Genomic DNA, 12,692 nt, shown 5'->3' on the forward strand with positions numbered 1-12,692 from the left:
ACAATTTATGCATTGTATCTGTCGGTAAGTCAATTGTATTTATTGGCTGCATTCAACGGTGACAATCACACGGAGACAATAGGTGCAATATGCGCAAGATGGATCAATACCTTTCGACAGCGGATACGCTTTATCCTGATGGCTACGAACGGGAACGCGTGTTCCGCGATGCCGGCGACATGGTCGCACCGGCGCCCTTTCCGGCCAAGATCGCCCGCACGCTTATTGGTCGCCTGATTATGGGCATGTCGCACTGGCAGCAGAAACGACGGGGGCGGCTCGCCTTGCGGGAACTGCCCGACGATCTTCTGGAGGATATCGGCGTTACGCGGGACGAGGCCTTGAAGGAGGCCGCGAAATCGCAGCTTTTCTCCTGGCCGTCGCGGTCTTTGTAATTTTTGTCGAAGAGCGGTGCCTTCTTTCCCCGGTGCCATCAAGCCATTCGGCAGCCCGCCACGCCACTCCCAACCGGCGTCGGCGGGTTTTTTTATGCGTTTACACGGGGATGCAGGCAAACGGCCAAAACAATTCTCCGTCATCCTCGGACGTGTCCCGAAGATCTGCAACATATCGATTTTGTTGACGTGCTTAGGCCCTCGGACAAGCCCGAGGATGACGTTCTTGGCGTAGATATATGCCTAAATCAGCAGCCCTTGCCGCCGTTCGCCCAGCGCTTGACATCGGTTGAGATGCGGCCGGAGATGGCCTCGTTCATCGCGGGTCCGAAAGCGTCAAGCTTTGCCGGATTGCCTTCTGCCTGAACGACCAGCATGGGGCGCGATTCCGGGCTGTTGCGCGGTACGAGCAGGATGCGCGGACGGCCGGAGAAGGAGTTGAGTTCCGGGGCCAGACGATAGGCCTTGAACGCCGCATCGCCCGATTTGAACCAGCAGGCATTTGCGCCAAGAGCAATCCGTTCCATCGTCGGCAGGGCCGCACGGGATACGGAGGCGGCCGGCTGCGGTTTCGGCTGGCAGGCGGCGAGCGCTACTGCTGCGAGCAGCAATCCGGTGGCTTTGTAGGCATTGTGGCGAAGAAGACGAGGCATCAGGTCATCCAGAAGAGAAGCCGAAACTTAGCCGAAAGCCGGCATTAAAAAAGGCGGGCTCAAAGCCCGCCCGGTCTGTCAGGCTGCGATGACGCCGAGTGCGGAGGCGAAGAGGCCGCGGCCATCATTGCCGCCATGGGCGGCTTCGATGAGGTTTTCCGGATGCGGCATCATGCCAAGCACATTGCCCCTGGCGTTGATGACGCCGGCAATATCGTTCATCGAGCCGTTTGGATTGGTGCCTTGCGCATAACGGAACACGACCTGGCCGTTGTCTTCGACGGACTTCAACTCATCCGTATCGAGGAAGTAATTGCCGTCGTGATGGGCGACGGGGCAGCGCAGGATCTGGCCCTGGTCATAGGCGCGGGTGAATTCGGTGTCGTTGTTGATGACTTCGAGCTTCACTTCACGGCAGACAAATTTCAGCGAGGCGTTGCGCATCAAAGCACCCGGCAGCATGCCCGCCTCGACCAGAATCTGGAAACCGTTGCAGACGCCGAGAACCTTGACGCCCTGTTCGGCCTTTTCGCGAATGGCCTGCATGACCGGCATGCGCGCCGCAATCGCGCCGCAACGCAGATAGTCACCATAGGAAAAGCCGCCCGGAATGACGATCAGGTCGACATCAGGAATATCCGTTTCCGTCTGCCAGATGGTGACGGGCGCGCTTCCGGAGATTTTCGTCAGCGCGGCGATCATGTCGCGGTCGCGGTTGAGGCCGGGAAGTTGGACGACAGCGGATTTCATGGACGGCGGCTCCTTGGGCTTCAGAGAATGGCGATGGCGTAGTTTTCGATGACCGTATTGGCCAGCAGCTTTTCGCACATTGCCTTCAGGTCGGTTTCGGCCTTGGCCTTGTCGGCGCCTTCCAGTTCCAGATCGAAGACCTTGCCCTGACGGACATGGCCGACGCCGCCGAAACCGAGGCTGCCGAGCGCGCCTTCAATTGCCTTGCCCTGCGGATCGAGAACGCCGTTCTTCAGCGTAACAGTCACCCGTGCCTTGATCACCTGATCTTCTCCTGATTTTACCTTGCGGTGTCGATATTACTTCACGAGGCCGATATTACTTTACCAGGACAGGGCCGGTGCCGCGGATCGGTTCGTTTTCATTGATGATGCCGAGACGGCGCGCCACTTCGGAATAGGCTTCCACAAGTCCGCCCAGATCGCGGCGGAACAGGTCCTTGTCCATCTTTTTCTGGGTCTCGATGTCCCAGAGGCGGCAGCTGTCCGGTGAAATCTCGTCGGCGAGAATGATGCGCATCATGTCGCCTTCGAACAGACGGCCGCATTCGATCTTGAAATCGACGAGCTGGATGCCGACGCCGAGGAACAGGCCGGAGAGGAAGTCGTTGACGCGGATGGCAAGCGCCATGATGTCGTCAAGCTCGGCGGGGTTGGCCCAGCCGAAAGCCGTGATGTGCTCTTCGGAGACCATCGGGTCTTCCAGCTCGTCGGACTTGTAATAAAACTCGATGATGGAGCGCGGCAGGACCACGCCTTCTTCGATGCCGAGGCGCTTGGACAGCGAGCCGGCGGCGACATTGCGCACGACGATCTCGAGCGGGATCATTTCCACTTCCTTGATCAACTGCTCGCGCATGTTGAGGCGGCGGATGAAGTGAGTGGGAATGCCGATCTTGTTCAGATGTGTGAAGACGTATTCGCAGATACGGTTATTCAACACACCCTTGCCGTCGATGACTTCGTGCTTTTTCTTGTTGAAGGCGGTCGCATCGTCCTTGAAGAACTGGATAAGCGTGCCTGGCTCCGGACCTTCGTAAAGGATCTTGGCCTTGCCTTCGTAAATACGGCGGCGACGGTTCATGATAGCAGGTCTCTTGGTTGACGCCGATTCTGGCGGCGTTAAGTTTGGTCTTTGAAGCGGTCCCTTAAAGGAAAAGACTGCATTCTACAATGAGGCGCGCCGATCTTCCCTTCAATTCTTGTGTCGGGCCATGAAGCAACGACGTCAGGCATGGAACGGCCAAGGCATGACATGGCGCGCCTTTGCCCGGATCGTCAGGTCTCGGGCGTCTTCAGGCGGCTCAGGAACTGGGCAAACACCATGCCGCCTTCGGGCCACGGGCCATGGCCGGACTCGGCGTTGATGTGGCCGGACATGCCGGCATCCACCAGCATCGAGCCCCAGGCGGCAGCAATGTCGTCGGCATGTTCGTAAGTGCCGAAGGGATCGTTGCGGCTGGCGATGGTGATGGTCGGAAACGGCAGCGGATCGCGCGGATAAGGCCCAAAGGTCATCAGGTGTTTTGGCCGGATATCCGGATTGGCGACATCGGGTGGGGCGACAAAAACGGCACCTGCGACCTTATGGGCGATCTCAGGCAGAGCATGGATCACGGTCGGCACACCGAGCGAATGGGCAACCAGCACGACGGGCTTGGTAGCGGCGTTCACCTCTTCCACCAGCCGCGCCACCCAGTCTTCCTTCACGGGCTTGGTCCACTCGGCCTGCTCGACCCGGCGCGCGGTGGATAGCTTGCGCTCCCAGCGGGTCTGCCAGTGGTCGGGGCCGGAATTGGTGTAACCGGGTACGATGAGGATATCTACTTCTGAAACTTTCATGCGCCCATATCTGTGCTTTGATGCCGTCGCGATCAAGACCGCGACGGCATTAACTTTGGAGACCCCAAAATTACGCCTTGCCGAAGACGCGGGCGAAGATCGTGTCGACGTGCTTGGTGTGGTAACCGAGGTCGAACTTTTCGCGGATCACGTCTTCAGGCAGCGCTGCGCGCACTTCCTCGTCGCCCAGCAGTTCCTCCAGGAAATCCGCGCCCTGTTCCCAGACCCGCATGGCGTTGCGCTGTACCAGACGGTAAGCGTCCTCACGGGAAACGCCGGCCTGTGTCAGCGCCAGGAGAACGCGCTGCGAATGCACGAGGCCGCGGAACTTGTTCATGTTCTTCAGCATGTTGTCCGGGTAGATCACCAGCTTTTCGATGACGCCGGCAAGGCGGTTCAGCGCGAAATCGAGCGTGACGGTCGTATCGGGGCCGATGGCGCGCTCCACGGAGGAGTGGCTGATGTCGCGCTCGTGCCAGAGAGCCACGTTTTCCATGGCCGGGACGACGGACATGCGCACCAGACGGGCAAGGCCGGTCAGGTTTTCGGTCAGCACCGGGTTGCGCTTGTGCGGCATGGCCGACGAACCCTTCTGGCCCGGAGAGAAGAACTCTTCGGCTTCCAGAACCTCGGTGCGCTGCATGTGGCGGATTTCGATGGCGACGTTTTCTATCGATGAGGCGATGACGCCGAGAACGGCGAAGAACATGGCGTGACGGTCACGCGGGATGACCTGCGTGGAAACCGGCTCCGGCGTCAGGCCAAGCTTTTCGCAGACATGTTCCTCAACGCGCGGGTCGATGTTGGCGAAGGTGCCGACCGCACCGGAGATTGCGCCGGTGGCGATCTCGGCGCGGGCATTGACGAGGCGCTCGCGGTTGCGGTGCATCTCGGCGTAGAAGCGGGCGAAGGTCAGGCCCATCGTGGTGGGTTCCGCATGGATGCCGTGGCTGCGGCCGATGCGCACCGTGTCCTTGTGCTCAAAGGCGCGGGTCTTCAGGGCGGCAAGCACGCGGTCCATATCGGCAAGCAGCAGATCGGCGGCGCGGACGAGCTGAATGTTGAACGTGGTGTCGAGCACGTCGGAGGAGGTCATGCCCTGATGCACGAAGCGGCTGTCGGGACCGACGAATTCGGCGAGATGGGTCAGGAACGCGATGACGTCGTGCTTGGTGACGGCCTCGATCTCATCGATGCGGGCGACGTCGAAGGTGGCGCTGCCGCCCTTTTCCCAGATCGTCTGGGCCGCCGATTTCGGAATGACGCCGAGGTCGGCCAGCGCGTCACAGGCATATGCCTCGATCTCGAACCAGATGCGGAATTTTGTTTCCGGCGACCAGATGGCGACCATTTCCGGTCGGGAGTAACGAGGGATCATGGCAATGACTTTCTTCGTAGAGAGGATTGGCTTCGTAGAGAGGCTTGGCTTTGCGGGAGTTTTGCTGCCCGTTTAGCAAAGTGTTCCGGTAATCTCAATCTAAAGCTACATGGCTCGATGCGCCCGTCGGCAAAGGATTGCGCCCGCCAGCGCCAGCGGAACGACGGCAAACGGAAAATAGAGGCCGAGGCCGAGAATGCAAAATTGGTAGATCGCGCCGAGCGAGGTGAATATCTGCTGGAAAAACCAGATGCGCGAAAAGGCTGGCGCGTGCCACTGCGCATAAAAGATGCGGTACTGGAAAGCGAAAAATGCCGCTGCGACCGCCAGGGTGAAGAATGCGATGGCGAAGCAGCTTGCCGCAAAGCGCAAGGGCAGGCTGGCAGAGGCGGGCAGGGAGCGCAGCGCCACCATGGCCAGCGGCCAGCCGAGAAGGCCGCCGCAGAAGAACAGCAGAGTGATTTCGGCGGCATGGTCGGTTTCCAGCCGGTTTCGGAGATAGAGACCGAGAGCGGCGGTGGCCGCCGAACAGACGGCCCAGACAAGCGGGGCGAGGAGCGGGAACAGCGATGCCGATATTGTATTGCGGAAATCCTGCCTGTCGCTGTCCATCAAGCCCTCATCCAAACGCCCCGTCGTCCTGCTTCCGGCGTGTTCGCTGCGTGGATCAGGACCTTCCGGCCTCTGCCGCCGTGCGCAACAACGATACCGTCTTGCGGTAGTCTTCGACGCCATCACCCTTGAAGACCGCTGAGCCGGCCACCAGCGCATTGGCGCCGGCGGCGATGATCGCGCCGGCTGTCTGCGCCGTGACGCCGCCATCCACTTCAAGTTCGATCGGCCGGTCGCCGATCATCGCCTTTGCGGCGCGAATCTTGTCGAGCATGGCGGGAATGAATTTCTGGCCGCCGAAACCGGGATTGACGCTCATGATCAGGATGAGATCGACATCATCAAGCACGTTTTCGATGACGGAAAGCGGCGTGGCGGGATTGAGCGTCACGCCGGCCTTCCGGCCGAGTGTACGGATTGTCTGCAACGACCGATGCAGATGCGGCCCGGCCTCCGCATGCACGGTGATGCTGTCGCAACCGGCCTTGGCGAAGGCTTCGAGATAGGGATCAACGGGGGCGATCATCAGGTGGCAATCGAAAAAGGCATTGCTGTGCGGGCGAAGCGCCTTGATAACATCTGGCCCGAACGAGATATTGGGGACGAAATGACCGTCCATGACGTCGAGATGGATCCAGTCGGCACCCGCTTCCGTGACATCGGCGACCTCCTGTCCGAGCTTGGCGAAATTGGCAGCCAGGATCGACGGGGCTATCCGGATGGGCAGGGACATGGGGCAAACTCCTCTCGACGCGTTGCGTAAGCTGCCTTTAGCATCAAGTATCCGGGTTTGAAACGGCCTGCCGCGCGGTTGCCGGCGGTTTTCAGTATCGCGTCTTCAAATTTCCCGTAGCAACGGCTCTACCTATTGTTTTTCGGCTTTGTCCGCCGGTTCGAAGCGCTGGCCGTTCCAGCGCTGCAGACGGTAGGGATTGTCCGAAAGCTCGTGCGAGGGATTGAAACCCAGATCGCCGATCACGGTTTTGAAGGCGGTGCCGGTCGCCAAAATTTCCGGCGCGGGTTTTGACTGCGCCTGCGCCGCTTCCGCGAGCGCTGCTGTCAGTTCTGCGGCCGCATAGGCGGGCAGAACATAGCCTTCCGGTTCGATGCCGGCGGCGCGCAATTCACCGCTGACGGCCTGTGCCGATGGCAATGTGTCATAGGCCGGGCGGGTGATGGCGAGCACATTTGCCGTGAGTGCTACGGGGGCGTTCGCCGCATTCATGGCGTCACCGCTCATGATGGTGAGGGGAATGTTCTCGGAGCTGGCATCCCGGGCGACAATGGCAACATCGTTGCGTTCCGCGCCGATGAAGACATGGGTGATGCCGGTTCGCGCCAGCCGGCGCACCAGTGCTACCTGCTGTTCCTGGTTGGGGCGCATCGTGTCGGTGAAGGTGGGTTTCAGCCCGTTTTCCTCCAGCTTCGAGCGAATCCTGTCGACGAGTTCGCGGCTGTAGATCGTACCGTCATCCACAAGTGCGATCGAGTGTCCTTTCCAGTCGCGCAGGATGATTTCCGCTGCCCTTTCCGATTCGGCCCTTTCCGAAGGGGCGAGGCGGAAAAGCGGCCAGCCGTATTTCAAAGCATCTTCCATCAGGATAGGTGCGCGGCTGGAGAGCGTGATGGCCGGGATGGCGGCCGCCTTCAGCGGCGGCAGAACGTCCTTGAGCGTTTCGGTGCACAGGAAACCGATTGCTGCGCTGACCTTGGCGGCAACAAGGCCATCAGCAACGGCGCCGCCGCTGCCATCTTCGCAGCTTTCATGGATTTCGACGACATCAAGCCCAAGTTTGGCGGCAGCGGCCTTCGCACCCTGCCGTACCTGCTGCCCCAGAAGCTCATATGGCCCGTTCTGCGGAGCAACAATGCCGATCGACGCCGCGCTTGCTGAGCCCGCAAAGGCAAAACCGGCGATGATCGTTAGCAGGCGAAGTGAAAGCATGACGTGCGCGAAATCCTGTTGTCCCGCTTGATGTTTATCGGCAACAAACGGTTTTCCAAAGGAAAAATCGCCGCAACCCCAGCATAATCGCATATCGTGCTGCGCGAGGCGACAGTTTGCATCGCCAGTTGTCCGATTCAGGGAAGCAGGGTCTCAAGACACGTTGGGGTTGTTTCTATCCAATATAATTGCGCGCTACTGTCTTCATGGCGGATTGATTTTTGCGGATCGGCAAGTCGCTCTTGCAACGTGCGAAGGAAGAAGTATCTCCATTGCTTGTTGAGAGGATTTTTACTTTATAAAACTGTAACATCCGGTGCGTATAAGCACAGTTTAGCAATGGCATGTTTGCCGTTTTGCCCTTTAAAGTGCAGATGCGAAATGTGCACATTTTATTTTCATATATTTAAATTATTGATATTTAACGTAAAAATTCACGTTTTCCGTCTTCCGTTGATTTTTCTTCGTGTCTTTTTTCGCATTTGCGAGAAGATTTGCTTGACGGAAAGTAAATGTTTAGCTTAGATATACGTGTTTCAGGGGACGACTGAAATTGGCTGTAACAAGCCTCGGAAAGTGTTCCGATTATAAGCACTGCCAGACTATATTACATTCTATATTATATTATTTTCATTACGTATAAACCGCTTCGGGAAACTGGGGCGGTTTTTTACATGAAGCTAATTTAAGCAATTTAAAATTGAATTTGAAAAGCTTCACGCAAAGCTGTTCTCTTATTATTATATTTTCCGAAAAGAAATCGCTCTGCCGGATTGCCTTCATTGTAGGCAGGCGAGACTGCCGCCATTTTCGACCCTCCCGTTCCGGATTGACAGACCAGCGTCACCTGCGGCGGCGGCGCGCTTGTCGGTCCCTTATTCGGCTCTGTTTCAGGATTTCAGGGCGGCCAGCGCGTCTTTCGCGAAGGCGGAAATGGGTGCGGGAAGATTGTCGGGATAAAACCAGCCGATATCGGAAAGCTTGTCCGGTTCGGTCAATGCCGGCTCGCCGTGCGTATCGTGGGCGACGAAGATCAGCGACACCCAATGGTGCCGCTCTTCGGTGTTGATATATTCGCTGTGACAGAGAAATTCGACCTTGCCGATTGTCAGCCCGGTTTCTTCTTCGGCCTCTCGCCTTGCTGCAGCGAGGGAGGATTCGAGGTGATCCACCTTACCGCCCGGAATACTCCAGTATCCGGCTTCCGGCGCTTTCAGGCGCCGGCAAAGAAGCAACTGGCCATCGCGCAATATCGCAAGGCCAACGCCGACACCCGGAAAATCGAGCCCTGGTTTGATTGTCGGCGTCATATTGGTACTGGCCTCAACCCTTGGCGTTGGCCACGATCAGCATGAAGGCGGGAATGTCGTCGCCAAAGCCGACAGGGGTCGGGCCATCATCATGGTCGCGATAGTGGCGGCGGCGCTCGCGGTTGTCGTCATTGGCGTGCAGCGGATTACGGGTATTGCGGTCGGAATTGCGCGGCGTCTTTTCCGGTCTGCGTTCTGCTTTCACCTTGTCGTCTCCGTGAGCCACGATCTCGGTAACCGCAGCGGATTGTGCATCCTGATTGATGTTTTCGACCGGCGACGTGGCCGTGTCGCGACGGTTTCTGTCGCGGCCCCTGCCGCCACGTTCCTTGCTACCTCTGCTGCTGCGGCCGGAATTGCTCTCAAAGCTTTCCATGGGCGCGGGGAGAGTGGAAAGGTCACCGCTCAGCCACTCGATCTTTTCGCCGATCAGCTTTTCGATCGCGTCGAGATATTTCGCGTCGCTTCTGGTGACGATGGTGAAGGCCTTGCCCGAACGGCCCGCACGGCCGGTGCGGCCAATACGGTGGACATAGTCTTCAGCATGGATGGGAACGTCGAAGTTGAAGACGTGGCTGACATCGGGGATATCAAGTCCGCGCGCTGCAACGTCAGAGGCGACGAGCAGCGTCAGATTGCCGTCCCGGAAGTTCTGCAGCATCGTGGTGCGCGAACGCTGGTCCATATCGCCATGCAGTGCGCCGACGGAAAAGCCGTGACGGTCGAGCGAACGGAACAGTTCTGCGACATCCTTCTTGCGATTGCAGAAAATGATGGCGTTCTTGAGTTCGGCCTCTTCGGCGCGGACGAGATCGCGCAGGACCGCGCGCTTCTCATAGTCCTTGTTATGCGCAGCCACGATTTGCTGGGTCACGGTTTTCGCTGTGGAAGAGGGCTTGGCGACCTCGATACGCTCGGGGTTCTGAAGGAAGCGGTCGGCGAGCTTCTGGATTTCCGGCGGCATGGTGGCCGAAAAGAACAGCGTTTGCCGGGTAAAGGGAATCATCTTCACGATGCGTTCGATATCGGGAATGAAGCCCATGTCCAGCATGCGGTCGGCTTCGTCGATGACGAGGATTTCCACGCCGGTCATCAACAGCTTGCCGCGCTCGCAATGGTCAAGAAGGCGGCCGGGGGTGCAGATGAGAACATCGGCGCCACGCTCGAGCTTGCGATCCTGATCTTCAAACGAAACGCCGCCGATAAGCAGGGCGACGTTCAGCTTGTGATTCTTGCCGTATTTCTCGAAGTTCTCCGCCACCTGCGCTGCAAGCTCGCGGGTCGGCTCGAGGATCAGTGTGCGCGGCATTCTGGCGCGTGCGCGACCCTTTTCGAGCAGGGTGAGCATCGGCAGCACGAAGGACGCGGTTTTGCCCGTACCGGTCTGTGCGATACCGCAGATATCACGCTTTTCGAGAGCGGGCGGAATGGCGCCAGCCTGAATGGGTGTCGGCGTCGTGTAGCCGGCATCTGCAATAGCGGAAAGAACTTTTTGGCTCAGGCCAAGATCAGAGAATGTTGTCAAAGGAAGAACTTTTTCCGTTCTGGTTCGGTAAGAACACCTGCGTGCCGCTGCGACACTTGCAAAGACTTGGCGCGGGGATATGCCCAAATTGCCGGAAAGTCAAGGAAACAACGGGAAATGCGCGCGAAACGTCGCGGTTCTGACGAGGCTTTTTGGCCTGTGGCGCGGTTTCGGCCGATTTATCGTAAAAAGCGCAAAAAAAGCGTTAAAATAGGGCCATCATTTTAGATAGGTTTTCAGCTCCGCCCCGGCGACCAGAAACCGCATCGGATCGACGGGCGTATCGTTGCGGCGCACCTCGTAATGCACATGCGGACCGGTCGAACGACCGGTGCTGCCGGCGCGGCCGATTATATCGCCGGCCTCGACTTTTTCACCGGCCTTAACGAGGATCGCGGAGAGATGGCCGAATCGCGTCGAGACGCCCTGACCGTGATCGATCTCGACCATATTGCCGTAACCGCCGGAATTTTCCGCCACCGTCACCTTGCCCGCGCCGGTGGCTTTGACGTCCGCGCCGGTTTCGGCGCGAAAGTCGATGCCGGTATGCAAAGCGGGCCGCCCCAGAAACGGATCCATCCGGTTACCGAACCGGCTGGTTATCGTTCTGCCGGGAGCGGGGTTGCCGAAGGGCAGGGCGGTTGCGGTTTCCTTGACGATGTCCAGCCGGTTCAGCGCATTGTCGAGATTGGTCAGCGACAGGTTGAACGGGTCGGTTTCGCTGCGTTCGGGCGCCGCATAGGGACCGCCGATATCGTCCGTGCCGCTTTCGTCGATTTTCAATCCGGCCTGCCGGATGATGTCCTGCATCGCGCTTGCCTTGTCTTCGGCATCGTTGGTCAGCCTGGCGATGCGCGATATCTGCTGGCGCTCGATATCCTTCAGCGAAATTGTCACTTTGGAAAATACCCGATCGGCCCGGTCCGACGGTGTTTCGCCGGATTGAGGCACGTAGGCGGCGCGTCTATCGGTTGCGGCGGGCTCTTCCCGCTGCGACTTGCGCGGCGCCATCAGCGTTTCAATTGCTGAAAGTCCGCCCGTCAGGTCGGCGCGTTTTTCCGGCGCCATGGCGTTTGAAAGGGAAGAGGGCGCGGCCGGTGTGGCGGCGATGCCGGAATTTTCGGCGCGCTCCAGCAACTCGCTCATGCGCCCGTGTCTGGAGGTCAGTGCCGCCTGCTGTTCCAGCAGCTTTTCCACTTTCTTTTCAACAACCTGCTGGTCAAGCAATTGCCGGGAGGTGACGCGGTCGACCTGCGCCCTGAGCGCTGCGATACGGTCTTCATAATCATTCTGCATGCGGGTCTGGCGCGCCATGGTCGCACCTATCAGGTCGTCACGCAGGATAAGGTAGCCGGTGGCGCCGAGATAGCCGAGCGAAAACAGGCCAATGGTGCAGCCGGCAAGAGCGGCCATCCACGGCCGAATGGTCATATGCCGAACCTTCTCGCCGCTCGCCAGAATAAGGACGTGCTGCGGCCGCTTTTTGCCGAATACCCGGTTTTCCGCTGTATCAGTCAAAATCTCTCTCCGGACTGGCCGATTTCTCACAGGAAATCATAATTCGTTAAGGTTAACGAAGTTTTGCCGGAAGCAATTTTCAGCGCTTGTGTTGCGTTGCCGAGAGCGGTTTTGGCTGTGGCTGACGGCGGTCAGCGAGCGGCAAAAGGACGGCGTCAGGCCGGCCTCGCCACACCGCGCCGCGAGATGATTTTGAAAGGGGGCGTCACACGACAGCTTCGCCTTTAGAGTTTGCGTGCAGCCTCAAGCACGGCCTGTGCGTGGCCCGCAACCTTCACCTTGTTCCAGATTTCCGCGATTCTGCCGTCCGGCGCGACGAGGACAGTGGTGCGTTCGACACCCATGTATTTCTTGCCATACATGCTTTTTTCCTTCCACACGCCGTAAGCTTCGAGCGCCTTTCTCTCCTCGTCGGAGGCCAGCATGACGGACAGCGCGTGTTTTGCGGCAAATTTGTCGTGGCTTTTGACGCTATCAGGGGAAATGCCGATGACGACGGCATTGGCGGCCTCGAATTCGCCGCCCAGCGCGCTGAAGTCGATCGCTTCTGCGGTGCAGCCCGAAGTATCGTCCTTCGGGTAGAAATAGAGAATGACGGCCTTGCCTTGAAGTTTGGACAATGTCACCGTTCCTTCACCGTTGCGGGGCAAAGTAAAATCCGGAGCAGGGCTGCCAATCGTCAAGTCTGTCATAATCTACCTTTCTTTCGCCGGGATGTTGAGTGAAAGTCGCCACATTCGATATATAGCGAAACCGCGCGTCGTC

13 protein-coding genes and 1 pseudogene are annotated in these 12,692 nt (G+C 58.6%); 1 reads left to right on the plus strand and 13 read right to left on the minus strand.

Annotated features, from left to right (window positions below):
* The first annotated feature begins 89 nt into the window (after positions 1 to 89).
* A complete protein-coding gene (locus FCH38_RS09495; protein ID WP_149897328.1) occupies positions 90 to 395 on the plus strand; it encodes a DUF1127 domain-containing protein in 306 nt (101 codons plus the stop codon).
* 248 nt (positions 396 to 643) lie between these two features.
* Here FCH38_RS09495 and FCH38_RS09500 read toward each other — a convergent pair whose 3' ends face one another.
* The 13 genes and pseudogenes from FCH38_RS09500 to FCH38_RS09560 all read right to left on the minus strand — a co-directional run bounded on the left by FCH38_RS09500 (position 644) and on the right by FCH38_RS09560 (position 12,619).
* Positions 644 to 1,048: a hypothetical protein gene (locus tag FCH38_RS09500; RefSeq protein ID WP_174373578.1), complete on the minus strand. Its 405-nt coding sequence runs from the start codon at positions 1,046 to 1,048 to the stop codon at positions 644 to 646.
* Between the two features lie 78 nt (positions 1,049 to 1,126).
* A complete protein-coding gene (gene purQ, locus FCH38_RS09505) occupies positions 1,127 to 1,798 on the minus strand; it encodes a phosphoribosylformylglycinamidine synthase subunit PurQ (RefSeq protein ID WP_174373579.1) in 672 nt (223 codons plus the stop codon).
* Positions 1,799 to 1,818: 20 nt separating this feature from the next.
* The gene (gene purS, locus FCH38_RS09510; RefSeq protein WP_003507918.1) at positions 1,819 to 2,061 is read right to left on the minus strand and encodes a phosphoribosylformylglycinamidine synthase subunit PurS; all 243 of its coding nucleotides are present in this window, start codon (positions 2,059 to 2,061) and stop codon (positions 1,819 to 1,821) included.
* A 55-nt stretch (positions 2,062 to 2,116) separates the two neighbouring features.
* Positions 2,117 to 2,881, minus strand: a complete 765-nt coding sequence (gene purC, locus FCH38_RS09515; RefSeq protein WP_006314097.1) for a phosphoribosylaminoimidazolesuccinocarboxamide synthase — start codon at positions 2,879 to 2,881, stop codon at positions 2,117 to 2,119.
* 194 nt (positions 2,882 to 3,075) lie between these two features.
* Entirely contained in the window at positions 3,076 to 3,639 is a 564-nt protein-coding gene (locus tag FCH38_RS09520; RefSeq protein WP_149897333.1) for an alpha/beta hydrolase, read from the minus strand.
* Between the two features lie 70 nt (positions 3,640 to 3,709).
* On the minus strand, positions 3,710 to 5,017 hold the full coding sequence (gene purB, locus FCH38_RS09525) for an adenylosuccinate lyase (RefSeq protein ID WP_174373580.1): 1,308 nt from the start codon (positions 5,015 to 5,017) through the stop codon (positions 3,710 to 3,712).
* Between the two features lie 105 nt (positions 5,018 to 5,122).
* The gene (locus FCH38_RS09530) at positions 5,123 to 5,629 is read right to left on the minus strand and encodes a hypothetical protein (protein ID WP_174373581.1); all 507 of its coding nucleotides are present in this window, start codon (positions 5,627 to 5,629) and stop codon (positions 5,123 to 5,125) included.
* A gap of 55 nt (positions 5,630 to 5,684) precedes the next feature.
* Positions 5,685 to 6,362, minus strand: a complete 678-nt coding sequence (gene rpe / locus FCH38_RS09535; protein ID WP_174373582.1) for a ribulose-phosphate 3-epimerase — start codon at positions 6,360 to 6,362, stop codon at positions 5,685 to 5,687.
* A gap of 132 nt (positions 6,363 to 6,494) precedes the next feature.
* Positions 6,495 to 7,621 (minus strand): annotated as a pseudogene (locus tag FCH38_RS09540) (ABC transporter substrate-binding protein).
* Positions 7,622 to 8,464: 843 nt separating this feature from the next.
* Positions 8,465 to 8,884, minus strand: coding sequence for an NUDIX domain-containing protein (locus FCH38_RS09545; protein ID WP_174373584.1), 420 nt, complete (start codon positions 8,882 to 8,884; stop codon positions 8,465 to 8,467).
* Between the two features lie 13 nt (positions 8,885 to 8,897).
* Positions 8,898 to 10,409, minus strand: coding sequence for a DEAD/DEAH box helicase (locus tag FCH38_RS09550; RefSeq protein ID WP_149897339.1), 1,512 nt, complete (start codon positions 10,407 to 10,409; stop codon positions 8,898 to 8,900).
* Between the two features lie 219 nt (positions 10,410 to 10,628).
* Positions 10,629 to 11,927 carry a M23 family metallopeptidase gene (locus FCH38_RS09555; protein ID WP_174373585.1) on the minus strand — a complete coding sequence of 433 codons (1,299 nt, stop codon included), beginning with the start codon at positions 11,925 to 11,927 and terminating at the stop codon, positions 10,629 to 10,631.
* Positions 11,928 to 12,151: 224 nt separating this feature from the next.
* Positions 12,152 to 12,619 carry a peroxiredoxin gene (locus FCH38_RS09560; RefSeq protein WP_149897341.1) on the minus strand — a complete coding sequence of 156 codons (468 nt, stop codon included), beginning with the start codon at positions 12,617 to 12,619 and terminating at the stop codon, positions 12,152 to 12,154.
* Positions 12,620 to 12,692 lie beyond the last annotated feature (73 nt).

This window comes from Agrobacterium tumefaciens (assembly GCF_013337285.1).
Classification (GTDB): Bacteria; Pseudomonadota; Alphaproteobacteria; order Rhizobiales; family Rhizobiaceae; genus Agrobacterium; species Agrobacterium burrii.